The organism is Devosia sp. WQ 349K1 (assembly GCF_016595685.1).
Classification (GTDB): Bacteria; Pseudomonadota; Alphaproteobacteria; order Rhizobiales; family Devosiaceae; genus Devosia.
This window is the reverse complement of record NZ_JAENGO010000001.1, coordinates 154,490-169,571: the sequence shown is the minus strand read 5'-3', so window position 1 is coordinate 169,571 and position 15,082 is coordinate 154,490. Positions and strand designations below refer to the sequence as shown.

At 57.2% G+C, this 15,082-nt stretch carries 14 protein-coding genes; 9 read left to right on the top strand and 5 right to left on the bottom strand.

What is annotated here, in order from left to right; translation table 11 throughout:
• Positions 1–71: 71 nt before the first annotated feature.
• The gene (topA, locus tag JHL21_RS00680; RefSeq protein ID WP_200211296.1) at positions 72–2,807 is read right to left on the bottom strand and encodes a type I DNA topoisomerase; all 2,736 of its coding nucleotides are present in this window, start codon (positions 2,805–2,807) and stop codon (positions 72–74) included.
• Between the two features lie 126 nt (positions 2,808–2,933).
• On the opposite strand from topA, the gene murB reads away from it, so the two are divergent.
• Positions 2,934–3,953, top strand: a complete 1,020-nt coding sequence (gene murB, locus JHL21_RS00675) for a UDP-N-acetylmuramate dehydrogenase (protein WP_200211293.1) — start codon at positions 2,934–2,936, stop codon at positions 3,951–3,953.
• Here the strand turns inward: murB and dprA are convergent.
• Together dprA and plsY are read right to left on the bottom strand one after the other, a co-directional pair.
• Complete coding sequence (dprA, locus tag JHL21_RS00670) at positions 3,946–5,076, bottom strand: DNA-processing protein DprA (RefSeq protein ID WP_200211291.1); 1,131 nt, start codon at positions 5,074–5,076, stop codon at positions 3,946–3,948. The two genes, murB and dprA, sit on opposite strands and share 8 nt — an antisense overlap.
• Positions 5,076–5,684: a glycerol-3-phosphate 1-O-acyltransferase PlsY gene (gene plsY, locus JHL21_RS00665; protein WP_200211289.1), complete on the bottom strand. Its 609-nt coding sequence runs from the start codon at positions 5,682–5,684 to the stop codon at positions 5,076–5,078. The genes dprA and plsY overlap by 1 nt, the downstream gene beginning before the upstream one ends.
• A 198-nt stretch (positions 5,685–5,882) precedes the next feature.
• On the opposite strand from plsY, the gene rnr reads away from it, so the two are divergent.
• The 3 genes from rnr (at position 5,883) to rpmG (ending at position 8,824) form a co-directional block, all read left to right on the top strand.
• The gene (gene rnr, locus JHL21_RS00660) at positions 5,883–8,162 is read left to right on the top strand and encodes a ribonuclease R (RefSeq protein ID WP_200211287.1); all 2,280 of its coding nucleotides are present in this window, start codon (positions 5,883–5,885) and stop codon (positions 8,160–8,162) included.
• 2 nt (positions 8,163–8,164) lie between these two features.
• The gene (locus JHL21_RS00655; protein ID WP_169193837.1) at positions 8,165–8,560 is read left to right on the top strand and encodes a DUF983 domain-containing protein; all 396 of its coding nucleotides are present in this window, start codon (positions 8,165–8,167) and stop codon (positions 8,558–8,560) included.
• 96 nt (positions 8,561–8,656) lie between these two features.
• Positions 8,657–8,824, top strand: a complete 168-nt coding sequence (gene rpmG, locus JHL21_RS00650; RefSeq protein ID WP_046104197.1) for a 50S ribosomal protein L33 — start codon at positions 8,657–8,659, stop codon at positions 8,822–8,824.
• Positions 8,825–9,131: 307 nt separating this feature from the next.
• Here the strand turns inward: rpmG and JHL21_RS00645 are convergent, their stop codons facing one another.
• Both JHL21_RS00645 and JHL21_RS00640 read right to left on the bottom strand, forming a co-directional pair.
• Entirely contained in the window at positions 9,132–10,502 is a 1,371-nt protein-coding gene (locus JHL21_RS00645) for a PleD family two-component system response regulator (protein WP_182395759.1), read from the bottom strand.
• 91 nt (positions 10,503–10,593) lie between these two features.
• Complete coding sequence (locus JHL21_RS00640) at positions 10,594–10,965, bottom strand: response regulator (protein WP_169193835.1); 372 nt, start codon at positions 10,963–10,965, stop codon at positions 10,594–10,596.
• Between the two features lie 125 nt (positions 10,966–11,090).
• Between JHL21_RS00640 and JHL21_RS00635 the strand changes: the two genes are divergently transcribed.
• The 5 genes from JHL21_RS00635 (at position 11,091) to JHL21_RS00615 (ending at position 15,082) form a co-directional block, all read left to right on the top strand.
• The gene (locus JHL21_RS00635; protein ID WP_182395761.1) at positions 11,091–11,369 is read left to right on the top strand and encodes a DUF3572 family protein; all 279 of its coding nucleotides are present in this window, start codon (positions 11,091–11,093) and stop codon (positions 11,367–11,369) included.
• Positions 11,370–12,701 carry a DNA polymerase IV gene (locus tag JHL21_RS00630; RefSeq protein WP_200211282.1) on the top strand — a complete coding sequence of 444 codons (1,332 nt, stop codon included), beginning with the start codon at positions 11,370–11,372 and terminating at the stop codon, positions 12,699–12,701.
• Positions 12,698–13,159: a RidA family protein gene (locus JHL21_RS00625; protein ID WP_200211280.1), complete on the top strand. Its 462-nt coding sequence runs from the start codon at positions 12,698–12,700 to the stop codon at positions 13,157–13,159. Before JHL21_RS00630 ends, JHL21_RS00625 begins: the two co-directional genes overlap by 4 nt.
• Positions 13,160–13,287: 128 nt before the next feature.
• The gene (locus JHL21_RS00620; RefSeq protein WP_367948137.1) at positions 13,288–14,457 is read left to right on the top strand and encodes a GNAT family N-acetyltransferase; all 1,170 of its coding nucleotides are present in this window, start codon (positions 13,288–13,290) and stop codon (positions 14,455–14,457) included.
• Between the two features lie 202 nt (positions 14,458–14,659).
• Positions 14,660–15,082, top strand: a complete 423-nt coding sequence (locus JHL21_RS00615; protein WP_200211278.1) for an HIT family protein — start codon at positions 14,660–14,662, stop codon at positions 15,080–15,082.

The window sequence follows — 15,082 nt, the reverse complement described above, 5'->3', positions numbered from 1 at the left end:
ATGCAAATTCCCGACGACAAAAAAGCCGCCGAGTTTCCTCGGCGGCTTTTTCAATTTCGCTCGATCAAACCTCAGAACGGTACGTCTTCCGGATCAATCGTTTTTGGCGCAGCCTTCTTCGCCGCTGGCTTTTTCGCCGCTGCCTTTTTCACCGGAGCTTCCGCCCCGTCTTCAGCAGCAGCGGCAGCCTTCTTGGTCACCCGCTTTTTAGGCGCAGCCTCTTCGGCACCATCTTCAGCCGCAGCGGCTTTCTTGGTGGTTGCCTTCTTGGCGGCAGGCTTCTTAGCAGCTGCCTTTTTCGGCGCGGCCTTCTTCTTGGCACCGGCCACTTCAGCGCGCGCCGCAATCCAGGCAATCGCCTGATCAAGCGTTACGGCCTCTGGCGCAACATCCTTCGGAATGGTCGCGTTGATCTTGCCCTGGTTCACATAGGGGCCATAGCGACCCGCGCGAACCGTAATCGGCCCACCGTCGTGCTCAAATGTTTGAATGGCTGCCACAGCCGTGCCGCCACCACGCTTAAAGCCGCCAGCGGCCTTCTGCGCGATCAGATCAACCGCACGGTTGATGCCAACAGTGAACACTTCTTCCACGTCCGGCAAATTGGCGTATTTGCCGTCATGCAGAATGAACGGTCCATAGCGACCAAGACCGGCTTGGATAGGCAAGCCGCTTTCCGGGTGCAGACCAACTTCACGTGGCAGGCTCAGCAATTGCAGAGCCTTTTCAATCGTCAGAGATGGCGCATCCCAACCCTTCGGCAGCGATGAGCGCTTTGGCTCTTTGCCATCGCCGAGCTGCACATAAGGACCGAAACGACCGGTTTTGAGGAAGACGTCCTCGCCCGATTCTGGGTCCGTTCCCAACACGCCGTCGCCTGCCATGGCTTCCGAGCTCTGGCCATTGGCCGCGTCCGAGAGCTGCATAGTGTGCTTGCACTCAGGATAGTTCGAACAGCCAATAAAGGCACCGAATTTACCGAGCTTGAGCGAAAGCTGGCCTTCACCACATGTTGGGCAAACGCGCGGATCTGACCCATCTTCCTTTGGCGGGAAAATGCGGCTTGCGAGCATATCGTTGAGTGCGTCGAGCACCTCTGAAACGCGCAGATCCTTGATCTCTTCAGTGGCCGCCGTGAAATCTTTCCAGAAATCACGCAAGAGCACCTTGTATTCCAGCTCACCCGCCGAAACTTGGTCGAGCTGCTCTTCCAATCCCGCAGTGAAGCCATATTCGACATAGCGGTTGAAGAAGCTTTCGAGGAAGGCGGTAACAATGCGCCCGCGATCTTCCGGATGCAGTGCTTTGCCTTCAAGGCGCACATAATCGCGGTCTCTGAGTGTCGACAGCGTTGCAGCATAGGTGGAAGGACGGCCAATGCCGAGTTCTTCCATCTTCTTGATCAGGCTCGCCTCGGTGTAACGGCTCGGCGGCTGAGTGAAATGCTGTTCAATATCAACGGACTGCAGGCTTGGCTTATCACCGACTGCGAGCGGCGGCAGCTCACGATCGTCTTCGTCTTCGTTGTCTTCGTCAGACTTCGCTTCAATGCCCCAAAGCTTTAGGAAGCCCGGGAAAGTGACAACAGAGCCAGTCGCACGCAGGCCAACAACGCGGCCCGGGACGTTCACCGAAATATCCACCGTGGTGCGGTCGATTTCAGCCGATTTCATCTGCGAGGCCAGCGTACGACGCCAGATCAAGCCATAAAGCTTGGCTTGATCCGCATCGAGATGCAGCTGTTCTGGGCGCTTGAACATATCCGTTGGGCGGATCGCTTCGTGCGCTTCCTGTGCGTTCTTGGCCTTGGTCTGATAAATACGGGCCTTTTCCGGCAGGAATTCGTCGCCGAAATATTTGCCAATCACCGAGCGCGCCATGGCGATCCCCTCAGGGGCCATCTGCACGGCGTCGGTACGCATATAGGTGATCAGACCGTCTTCGTAGAGGCGCTGGGCAATCTGCATCGTCCGCGAGGGCGACAGCCCCAAACGCGATGACGCATCCTGCTGCAGAGAGGACGTCGTGAACGGCGCATAAGGATTGCGCTTGGTTGGCTTCTTTTCAACGTTGGAGACGTTGAACTGGCCAGCTTCCACGAGCTTTTTCAGCTCCGCAGCATTCTCGCCGGTCTTGATATCGAGCTTGTCGGTCTTCTTGCCGTCAACCGACAAAAGGCGCGCCAAAAAGCTCTTACCCGATTGGGAAAGCTTGGCTTCCAGCGACCAATATTCTTCGGCTTTAAATTTTTCGATTTCGGCTTCGCGGTCCGACACGAGGCGCAAGGCCACAGACTGCACTCGGCCAGCCGAACGAGAACCCGGCAGCTTGCGCCACAGAATCGGAGAAAGCGTGAAGCCGACGAGATAGTCGAGTGCGCGGCGCGCCAGATAGGCGTCGACCAGCGGCATATCGATATCACGCGGCTTGGCCATAGCCGCCGTCACTGCGTCCTTGGTGATCGCGTTGAACACAACGCGCTGCACCGTCATATCTTTTTTCAGCGCCTTCTTCTGACGCAGAACATCGAGAACGTGCCAAGAGATGGCTTCGCCTTCGCGATCAGGGTCAGTCGCCAGAATAAGGCCATCGGCCCCCTTCAGCGCGGAAGAAATATCGCTCAACCGCTTTTTTGAAGCGGTGTCGACCTCCCAAGACATGGCAAAATCTTCGTCCGGACGTACCGAACCATCCTTCGCTGGCAGGTCACGAACGTGCCCGAAGGAGGCTAGAACTTCATAGTCCTTGCCTAAATATTTGTTGATTGTCTTGGCTTTAGCCGGACTTTCAACGACGACGACCTTCATGGGTAAGCGTTCCGCAAATGCCTAAGGGAAGAGGCCGCAACATGGTCAAGCCGCAATTAGAAGTCAACGTATCCTTATAGACATGGTCTTGCCCTCGGGGCCCGAACAATGATTTTTAGGCCCGCAATGACTGAAATTCATGACCGCTTGATTCCCAATTTCGACCTGACCCATCGCAACACTTTAGCGCTGCGCTCCAGCTCGAGTTTTGGCATCGAAATCACCGATATCGACGACTTGCCTGCGCTTTTTGCGTACGCCAACACATCGGGCATCGCTGTCCAAGTGCTTGGCGGCGGGTCCAATGTGGTACTCGCTCCGCGCTTTGAGGGCATAACCGCCGTCATTGCCCTTAAGGGGCGCCAGCTTGTTGAAGAAACAGAAACACACATCGTTGTTGAGGCCGCCGCCGGTGAAAATTGGCATGACTTCGTCGCGTTCACTGTGGGCCTCGGTTTCGGCGGGCTTGAGAATCTAGCGGGCATTCCTGGTACCGCAGGCGCGGCTCCCGTCCAGAACATTGGTGCTTACGGCGCCGAGCTGGCTGATAGTTTCCTCGAATTGTCGGCTTGGGATCGGCAAACCGGCACCACGCGCACCTTCTCAAAAGAAGAGTGCAAGTTCGCCTATCGCCATTCCGTCTTTAAGGAAGAGCCCAATCGTTATGTTGTGCTCGCAATTCGCTTGGGACTGGCCAAGGCTTGGCGCGCCAACCTCGGCTTCGCTGGGCTCTCGGATTTGACCGAAACTCCGCTGGTGACGCCTGCTATCGTGATGGAGCGGGTCGTTGCCCTACGCAACTCAAAGCTGCCCGACTACCGCACCGAACCCAATGCAGGCTCCTTCTTCCAAAACCCCATCGTTGCACGCGATGCTGCGGCTCCGGTTTTGGCCGAGTTTCCAACAGCGCCGAACTTTCCGCAGTCCGATGGTCGCACAAAGCTATCAGCGGGCTGGTTGATCGAAAAAACGGGGCTTAAGGGCTACAAGCTCGGGCCGGTTGGTATTTCTGAACGCCACGCATTGGTTGTGGTCAACCACGCCCATGGCGAACAGGCCGATGTGGCCAGATTGGCTGAACACGTCAAAACCGAAGTTAAAAACCGCTTTGGTATCCAGCTCCACGAAGAGCCGATTTTCACCTAAAACGAAGAGCGACCAACTGGCCGCTCGACCATTCGATTTCGCCAGCAATGTCGAGCTCGAGCAGCAGCATTTGTAGCGCGGCGGGCGACACCTCGATCTGGGCCAGAATATCATCGACTGGGGTGGGCACGACCGATAGTGCCTGCCTCAGCCGTGCACGCACATCCTCGCCCGGTTCAACATCGTCTACCGCCGTAAAATCCGGGTGCCATTCCGGCTCGAAGAGAGCTGTGCGGACCGGATCAAAGTCTTGCAGAACCTCGACAATGTCTTGCGCGCAGGTGACGAGCCGCGCACCCTGTTGGATGAGCAAGTTCCCGCCCTCCGCGCGTGGATCGAGCGGAGACCCCGGCACTGCAAAGACGTCCCGGTTTTGCTCCAAGGCTAGGCGCGCGGTAATCAGCGAACCTGACCGCTTGGCGGCTTCGACAACGACGACGCCCAACGATAGCCCTGAAACCAAACGGTTACGTCTCGGAAAATCCTGCGCCCTTGGCTCCCAGCCCATTGGCATTTCGCTGATTAGTGCACCGCCACCATCGACTATCTTTTCAGCCAACTGGAGATGCTCGCGCGGATAGATCCGATCCAAGCCGCCCGCCAACACGGCGACTGTGCCGGTTTCAAGAGCCGCCCAATGTGCTGCAGCATCAATGCCTCGGGCCAGTCCAGAAACGACGGTGAACCCTGCCTGTCCCAAGCCTTCGGTGAGCAGCCGCGTCATTTTTATGCCTGCCGACGACGCGTTGCGCGCCCCAACAATGCCCGCTGTGCGTTGCCAGTTGATCTGCTCCCCACCGTGAACAGTGAGAACCGGCGGTGCACCGCCAATGTGGCTGAGGAGATTGGGATAGTCGCTATCCCCCTCAATCACCAAACGCGCCCCGAGCCGCTCTATGGCGGCAAACTCGTCTTCGGCGCGCGTCAGCGTACAGGCGACCATGGGCCGGCCGGCGCGCTGTGCAATTTGAGGGAGTGCTTCGAGGGCCGCTTGCGCTGAGCCAAATCGGCTAAGAAGCTGGCGAAACGTGATCGGGCCAATATTATCCGTACGGATAAGTCTGAGTATGGCCAGTCTTTGCGCCGGAGAGAGGTTTCTATCCCCTTCCCGGCGCCAGGTCATCAAGCAGGCTTTTTGCTTCCGCCAATCCTGGGCTCGGTGCCCTTGATCAGACGTGCGATGTTTTCACGATGCTGGAAGAACAAGAGCAGCGCCAAAATCAGCACCACAATCGCCAGCCCTGCGTCCACGAACAGATAGGCAAAGATCGGGGCCGTTGCAGCGGCGGTTAGCGCCGCCAGCGACGAGATTTTGCGAACATAGGCCAGCAGCAACCAAACAGCGCAGAAAATCAGCCCCACCGGCCACGCGAGAGCCAGAAGCGAGCCAATCATGACGGCTACGCCCTTGCCACCCTTAAAGCCGAGCCAAACGGGGAAACAGTGCCCGAAGAAGGCACCAACGGCGGCAATGCGTGCAGCGTCTTCACCCCAAAAGTGGCGCGCAAGCAGAATAGGAACAACTGCCTTCAATGCGTCCAGAATGAGTGTCAGCGCGGCAATCTTCTTATTCCCGGTGCGCAACACATTCGTCGCGCCGATATTGCCAGAGCCGATCTGACGAATATCGCCAAGCCCCGCCGCACGGGTCAGGATCAGCCCAAATGGAATCGAGCCAAACAAATATCCCAAGCCGACGGCATAAAAGAGGGTGAGAATTTCAGCGGACATACACGCGCTCTCGCAGTTTCGTTAACCAACACCTAACCTTTGAAAGTCGCGGTTCACAAGGGGTAGAGGCCCGTTTTACCGGGACTGATAAGCGCTGCTTGGGTCACACTCGGCACTTATTGCCCAGCAAATAACCCGTATGCGTTGGAAAACCACCCTTATTCCCCTACATAGGGAGCAACTCCCAAAGAATAGACCATGGCCAAGACACCAAAAGCAAAAAACACATCCGGCCCAAAGCGCTCCCGTCAGCCCGCCGCCGATGCCTTGCCGACCAAGGAACAGATCCTAGAAGCATTGGCGCAGGAAGACGATATCAAGGGCAAGCGCGATCTGGCCAAAGTTTTTGGCATTCGCGGCGACATGCGTCGGCCATTTAAAAGACTGCTCTCGGACCTTGAGGGTGAAGGAGTCATCACGCGCACCCGCAAGGCGCTGCGCCGTACCGCCGCCCTGCCCCATGTAACCGTCCTCGACATTCCGACGGACGCAGACCCAGACAACCTCCACGCCTTCCCAGCGCAGTGGAACCCGGAAGAAGGTGAAATCCCACGCGTGCGCGTGTTGGTGGATTCCCATTCTCGAGTTGCACCCGCTCCAGGCGACCGCATCTTGGCCCGCATTGACGCTGGCGAAGACATTGTGCCCGATTACACCGCTAAGCCGATGAAGGTGCTCGACAAGCCCCGTCGCGGCCACATCGGTATTGTCCGCATGGATGAGGAAGGCGCGCGTCTCATTCCGGTTGATCGCAAGCAGAAAGAAATGCGTATCCCACTTGGCGACCTTGGCGATGCCTCAGACGGCGATCTCGTAGAGGTAGACGTTAAGCTTTCCGGGCGCCTGATGATTCCGCGTGCTCGCGTCACCACCGTCATCGGCAATCCAAAGTCCGAAGGCGCTGTGTCGCTGATTGCAATCCACAATCTCGATATTCCTAACAAGTGGCCCGCCTCAGTCACCCGCGAAGCAGAAGAGGCGGAGGAAGCAACGCTGAAGGGCCGTGAAGACTGGCGCGACTTGCCGCTGGTTACCATCGACCCACCAGACGCCAAGGACCATGACGACGCGGTTCACGCTGTGCTCGATACCGACCCAGCCAATCCTGGCGGCTATGTCGTCACGGTTGCGATTGCCGACGTTGCCGCCTATGTCCGCCCCGGTACCTCGCTTGATCGCGAAGCCTATCTGCGCGGCAATTCGGTCTACTTCCCGGATCGCGTCGTGCCCATGCTGCCTGAGCGCATCTCCAATGAGCTTTGCTCCTTGAAGCAAGGCGAGTCGCGCGCGGCGATGGCCGTTCGTATGGTCCTCGACGCCGGCGGTCGGAAGACGAGCCACAGCTTCCATCGCATCCTTATGCGCTCGGCAGCTAAACTCAGCTACCAGCAGGCACAGGCGGCCATTGACGGCAATCCGGACGATCAGACGGGGCCTCTGCTGGAGCCGATCCTCAAGCCTCTGTGGATGGCCTACGGCGCCATGTCAGAAGCACGCGATGCCCGTGGCCCGCTCGACCTTGACCTGCCCGAACGCAAGATCAAGCTCGACAAGACAGGCATGGTCGCGGACATTTTCATCCCTGAACGTTTAGACGCGCATCGTCTCATCGAAGAGATGATGATTGCGGCCAACGTCGCTGCAGCCGAAACGCTTGAGCAAAAGCGCACTGAACTGCTCTATCGCGTTCACGATGAACCATCGTCCGAAAAACTCCACGCGCTGCGCGAGTTCTTGGGCAGCCTCGATATCAGCGTCAAAAAGGCCGACAACGTTCGCGCTGTTGATTTTAACCGCATCCTGGGCAAGGCCCGCGACATGGGCAATATCGAGCAAGTGTCGGAAATGGTGTTGCGCTCCCAGGCTCAGGCTGAGTACTCCAAGGAGAACTACGGCCACTTTGGGCTCAATCTCGACCGCTACGCCCACTTCACCTCACCCATCCGCCGCTATGCCGATTTGATCGTGCACCGAGCGCTTATCCGCGCTTTGGGCCTTGGTGACGATGGGATGACGGATCAGGAGCAGACCAAGCTCAGTGGCATTGCGCAGCACATTTCCACGACTGAGCGTCGCGCCATGTTGGCGGAACGCGAAACTTCCGACCGTCTGCTCGCTCAATATCTGTCGGAGCGGATCGGCGCACGCTTTGAGGGTCGTGTCTCCGGCATCACCCGCTCGGGCCTGTTCGTAAAATTGATCGAGACCGGTGCCGATGGCTTTATCCCTGCCTCGACACTGGGCAAGGACTATTATCGCTACGTCGAAGAACGCCAAGCGATGGTTGGCGAGCGCACGGGCGAAAGCTTCACGCTTGGCGACCGAGTCGAAGTTCGCCTCGTCGAAGCCTCCCCCGTGGCCGGCTCATTGCGCTTTGAGTTGCTTTCTGAGGGCAAGCGCGGCAATAAGCCGCCTACACGCCCCCTGCGTAAGGGCGCATCTAACAGCTTCGGCCCCAAGGGACGCAGAAAGAGGTAGTCATGACTGAAAACAGCGCAGTTCTTCCCGAACGTACCGTTGGTCAGGCCATGTGGCGTGGCGCGCTTTGCCGTTGCCCACACTGTGGCAAGGGCAAGATGTTCGCGGGCTATCTCAAAGTAGCAAACGAATGCAATGTTTGCGGCGAGGAACTCAGACATCACCGTGCTGACGACCTGCCTCCCTACGTCGCAATCACCATCGTGGGCCACATTATCGTCTTCCTGATGTTGCACCTCGACATGACCCATCAGATCCAGCCCATCACCTATGTGCTGACGATGATTCCGCTCGCAATCGTTCTTCCCCTGATTATGCTTCCCTCCATTAAGGGCGCAATTGTAGGCCTACAGTGGTCTTTGCGCATGTATGGCTTTGGAACAGGTCAGAAGGACTGACGCCAACACTTGACTTTCGACCGCAAATTAGTAGTTTGCGGCCAAATTCGGCGCTGCCCTGCTGCAGCGCGTTTCGCTTTGTGAAGGACCACAATCATGGCTAAGGCCGCCACTATCAAGATCAAGCTCGTCTCGACGGCCGACACCGGCTTCTTCTACGTGACCAAGAAGAACGCACGTACCCAGACTGAAAAGCTCGCTTTCAAGAAGTACGATCCAGTTGTCCGCAAGCACGTGGAATTCAAGGAAGCCAAGATCAAGTAATCTGGCTATTCCTTATCGGAATAAACAAAGCCCCGCAGTTTCTGCGGGGCTTTTGTTTTATGCGGTTGGCTTGAAAATGTGAGGTGGCTGGTTCGGGATACAACGACGACGAGGCCACTCTATGCGTCACCGAACCAGCCGTCCCAGGGCGACTCAGGAGTTGCGGCGGACCTGAGATATGCCTAGGGAACTTCACGGGTATAGGAGCGCTAGAACGCGCCCTAACCGTCATGAAGACCCTAGCGCCTCACTGGCTGAGGGCCAATGAGTTCTTACCGTTAATTATAACAGCTAACCCTAACGGGACTTACGCCGCGTCGACCATGACGCGATTGCGACCTGCGTGCTTGGCCCTATAGAGCGCCACGTCAGCCCGTTTGATGATCACCTCCGGCGTATCATCCATGTTCTCATAGAGCGCCATGCCGATGGATATGGTGATCGAGATAGGCCGGCTCAGGCCAACCTCAAATGGACGGTCAGCAACCGCCTCACGCACGCGCTCAGCCACCAATTCTGCGACCCGCACGTCTGTGTCAGGCATCAGCACCAAGAACTCTTCACCGCCAAAACGGCACGCCATATCGACGCCACGAAGATTGCGGCGCAGACGCGCTGCGAATTCACGGATCACGGCATCGCCAACGTCATGACCATAGTTGTCGTTGACCGACTTGAAGTGATCGATGTCGAGGATCATCACCGCAACATCGCGCTCTTGCTCAAGCGACTTCGCCATCACCAGACTCATGTGCCGATCAAAATAGCGACGATTGTAGAGGCCCGTCAGCTCATCGGTAATCGCAAGAGCAATGGTGGAATTGACACTGTCTCGAAGAACGTCCGCGTAGCGTTGGCGGCGGATCTGTGTGCGCACCCGCGCCATCAGTTCGCTGCGCTCAACCGGGCGCGATATGTAATCGTTGATCCCCAGATCCAGCCCACGCACGACCTTGGGCTTATCCGCCTCATCGGCCATCAAAATAATGGGCAGGCCACGGGCTTGATCAACGGTACGAATTTGCGAGCACACACGGAGCGGATCAAAGTCCTTGAGGCTCATGCTAACCAAAGCCAGCTCATAACTGCCACCAGCGACTTGGAATACCGCGTCCATAGGCTCGGTGAGAATTTCGACACGATGCTCAGCTTGCAGATAGCCTGCAATACGCTCCGCATGACGGCGATCGGTATCAACGATCAAGATCGAGCCATCTTTAGCGGAAATAGAGTTCATCGCCTGCAGCGCATCCTCAGCCGCAATCTGCTGGCTGGTTTGCGCCCGAGCCCGCAGCTCATCGGTCAGCGACTTGAGCCGCACCAGGCTTTTTACGCGCGCCAGAAGCTGCGTGTCATCCACAGGCTTTGACAGGAAATCATCAGCTCCGGCGTCGAGCCCCTGCACCCGATCCGAAGTCTGGTCGAGTGCAGTGATCATCAGCACAGGCACGTGCTGGGTCTTAGGGTCAGCTTTCAGCCGGCGACAGACCTCAAAGCCATCCATTTCAGGCATCATCACGTCCAAAAGGACAATGTCGATATCTTGCTCTTGGCAGATGGCGAGCGCTTTCGCGCCAGAATTGGCCGTAACCACGTCGTAATATTCAGCCAGCAGCCGCGCTTCGAGCAGCTTCACATTCGTTGGAATGTCATCGACGATAAGTACGCGCGCGGTCAAACCACTACCCCAGATAAATGCGACCCACGAACAAGCTCCCCCCGTTCGTGTCGAGCCACTGAAACCTCGCTAGATTTCCCTACAAGGAAAATCAGGCTGGCCCAATATAACCGGCAATGGTTTCCAGAAAGTGAGACACGGAGATTGGCTTGGAAATGTATCCCTCGCAGCCGCCCTGAAGAATTCGCTCTTCATCGCCCTTCATGGCGAACGCCGTGACAGCAACAACTGGGATATGCGCCAGTTCTTCATCGTCCTTGAGCCACTTAGTGACCACAAGTCCAGAAACCTCTGGCAACTGGATATCCATCAAGATCAGATCAGGCATATGCGCACGCGCCAGATCCAGCGCTTCGACGCCATTGCGAGTCTGGATGACCGTGTATCCACGCGACTCCAGCAGATCGTTGAAGAGCTTCATATTCAGCTCATTGTCTTCGACGATCATCACAGACTTAGGCATATTCCCTCACTTGGGTACAAACTACGCACCCCAAAAACGGTGGCTGAACGCTGCTCGGTTCTTCGCTTCGCCACGCACATGAGCTAGCATTGAAACCGTTACAAAAAACCAAATGAGGCCGGACGGTGCCGATTTCTGAGCGCGTTACCCCAGATTTGTCGAGCACAGCCGACGCTTGCCTAGCCTATCTGGCCGAACATCCTGAAGAGCTTTTGGCATTTATGCAGCATGCGGGCATCGACCCACAGGCTTTACGCAACGCCGTCGGCACGAAAATGCTGCAACATGGGCTTATCGACTATTTTGCATCAAACGAAGCGATTCTGCTCGCCCTATGCGCGAACACCGGGATGACGCCAGAGAACTTCATGCGCATTTGGCACAAGCTAAATCCCGAGGGATAGATGAGCGCTTGGCTATGTCGCGATTGTCTGAGCACCGGAGCGGCAGCAGCATCCCCCAATCGCTGCCCTCGCTGCGGCTCGCCGCGCATTCGTAGCCACGCCGAGCTGTTTGACCTTTCCATCGCACATGTCGACTGCGACGCATTCTATGCGTCGGTCGAAAAGCGGGACGACCCCTCGCTGCGTGACAAGCCGCTGATCATCGGTGGAGGCACGCGCGGCGTTGTCTCCACATGCTGCTACATTGCCCGCCAGTCGGGTGTGCGCTCGGCCATGCCCATGTTCAAGGCGCTGCAGCTCTGCCCAGATGCGGTGGTCATAAAACCCAATATGGCCAAATATGTTGGCGTCAGCCGAGAAATTCGCACGCTGATGGATACGATGACGCCAGTGGTTGAGCCGCTGTCGATTGACGAAGCTTTTCTCGACCTGACAGGCACTACGGCACTACACAAAGCGCCTCCAGCCGTCATGCTGGCCAAGTTTGCAAAAGCTGTTTCGGATCAGATCGGCGTCACCATCTCGGTTGGCCTAAGCCATAACAAATTCCTCGCTAAAATCGCATCCGACCTCGATAAACCGCGCGGTTTTGCCGTTATTGGGGCGGAAGAGACGCTGAGCTTTCTGCATGACAAGCCGATCAGCATTATCTTTGGCGTCGGCAAGGTTTTCGCGGAAACGCTTCAACGCGATGGCTATTACACCATCGGTCAGCTGCAGGCAGAAGACCCCCACCGTCTCATGCGGCTATACGGAGAATCGGGCGCGCGCCTGTCGCGCCTTGCCCAAGGTCAGGATGCCCGCAAAGTCTCGACGGACCGCTCTATGAAGTCGGTCTCATCAGAATCCACCTTCCACCACGACCTCTCCGATATAGAGGCACTCTCAACGGAGCTTTTGCAGTGCTGTGAGCGACTTTCGGAACGGCTCAAAACCAAAAACTTGGTGGGCGATACCGTCACCCTAAAGCTCAAAACAACTGGATTTAAGTTGCGAAGCCGCGCGCGACACCTGATGATGCCCACACAGCTGGCCAATGTTCTCTACGAGACCGGCCTGAGCCTAATGCAGAAAGAGGTGGATGGAACCGCATTCCGCCTCATTGGCATTGGCATTTCAGGGCTCGACGAGGCCACTGGCATTGACCCAATTGACCTCCTTGAGCCCCAAGTGGCGCGCAAGGCGGCAGCTGAAAGGGCCATGGATCGTGTTCGATCCAAATTTGGCCGAACCGCGGTAATGCGCGGAAAACTCTATAATGCTCGCACCGGCGCGCCGCCGGAGGCGAGTTCGGAACAAGAAGCAGACGACTTGGAAGGCAAGATCAGATGACCACCCCCATCGAGAAGCTCCGCGAATATGGCTACGAACTTCCTGCCCCAATGGCACCAGTGGCCAGCTATGCCCCTGTCGTTCGCACTGGCAATTTGCTGTTCATCTCCGGCCAAATTTCCAGCGACGCCAATGGCATTGTCCAGGGCCTGCTTGGCGACACGATGAATGTGGTTCAGGGCGGCAATGCTGCGGAACTCTGCGCCGTCAATATTCTGGCCCACATCGTCCACTCGGCCGGCATTGCGCTGGAAGACGTCAAGCGCGTCGTCAAACTGACCGTTCTCGTCGCTTCGACCCCTGACTTCACCGAACAGCACCTCGTCGCCAATGGCGCGTCCAACCTCTTCGTCGGCGTGTTTGGCGAGAAGGTCGGCACACATGCTCGCGCGGCCTTCGGCGTGACCTCGCTGCCGCTGGGCGCAGCTGTCGAAATCGACGCCGTCATCGAAGTCTAAATTTGCATTTCAGTTGAGTTTCAAGGGGCTGGGTAGCGCGGGGCGCACCTGGCCCTTTGCTTTCCCTTGAAGCTCCGGCCTGCAGATAGCATATTCAAGCATAAGCAATTTGAGACGTGGAGTGCGGCGTGAGCTTGAACGAATTCTCGGCGCACATTCACCCCACGACAGCCAGCATTCCAGCCGATGTCTGGAACAGCCTTGTGCCCTCAACCAATGGCGTTGTGGACAATCCCTTTCTCGACCACGCTTTCTTTCTGGCGCTGGAGCAATCCAACTGCGCCACAGCGGAAACCGGCTGGTTACCGCAGCACATTGTGTTGCAGGACCAGAACAGCGCGCCAATCGGGCTTATGCCGTTGTTTTTAAAATCCCATTCCATGGGCGAATATGTCTTCGACCACGGCTGGGCCGACGCCTTGGAACGTGCTGGCGGCAAATACTACCCCAAGCTGCAAGGTTCTGTACCTTTCACGCCAGCAACAGCGCCTAAGCTATTGGTTCCGAATGGTGATTTGAATGCGCAGGCCGCACTGCTGCAAACCGCACAGCAGTTGACGCAACGCCTCAACGCCTCCTCCACCCACCTCACCTTCGTACCCGAAAGCGAAGCCGAATTGGCGGGCAATTTGGGGTGGCTCCGGCGCAATGACACCCAGTTCCATTGGTTCAATCGTGGTTACGAGAGTTTCGACCACTTCTTGGAAACATTGGCATCCCGGAAGCGCAAAACCATCCGCCGCGAACGCAACGATGCCCTTGCCGATGACCTGACTGCCCGTTGGCTCACCGGCTCGGACATTAAAGAGCACCATTGGGACGCCTTCTACGATTTCTATGAAGACACTGGTGCGCGCAAATGGGGGCGGCCTTATCTCAATCGCGAGTTCTTCTCGCGTCTGGGAGAGACCATGGCCGACCGCATCCTGCTCATCTTCGCCTATGACGGCGATGAACCAATTGCCGGCGCGATCAACTTCATCGGCAAGGACACGCTTTACGGCCGCAACTGGGGCGCCACGCGTGACGTGCCCTTCCTGCACTTTGAGATCTGCTACTACCAAGCCATTGATTTCGCGATACAACACCGCCTCGCGGTGGTGGAGGCAGGCGCACAAGGCGAGCATAAACTGGCCCGCGGGTATGAGCCGGTTCTGACGCACTCGGTACACCACATCGCTCACCCTGGCCTCCGCGCGGCCGTGGATGACTTCCTCATTCATGAGCGAAAAGCGGTGTTACGCTCTCAGATTGAGTTAGAAGAGTACACCCCGTTTCGCAAAGGCGAGCGGCAGTAGCATCCCGCTCCTCCGAGCGATCCAGATTGTCCCTGCATCGCGCTGGATTGCCCGATCATGTCGGGCAATGACGGACGTGGAGGACTGATGGGTAAGGGCGTGCGGGCTGATCCTTGCTAGTCCCCTTTACAAAAGCCCCTTCCCTCAAGCTGCAACGCCCGCCTACAAAGAACCAAACGCTTCACTGCATAGAGTCTTCGTTATGACCTACGATCCCACCAATATTTTTGCCAAGATCCTCAAGGGCGAGATGCCGTGCCACAAGGTCTATGAGGATGAGACCGCGCTGGTGATGATGGATATTTTTCCGCAAGCCAAGGGTCACACGCTGATCATCCCTAAGGCTGCAAGCCGTAACCTACTCGACGCCGATCCGGCGGCGCTCTCGGCCGTGATCCCACTGGTTCAGCGCGTCGCCAATGCGGTGAAAACCGTAACGAATGCCGACGGTATTCGCCTCGCGCAGTTCAATGAAGCCCCGGCTGGGCAGACCGTCTTCCACCTGCATTTCCACGTTATTCCAGCCTATGAAGGCCAAGCCCTAGGTGCCCATGCCTCGGGACGCGGCGATGATGTAGAACTGGCCGAATTGGCAAAAACCATCGGCGCAAGGCTCTCGGCGTAA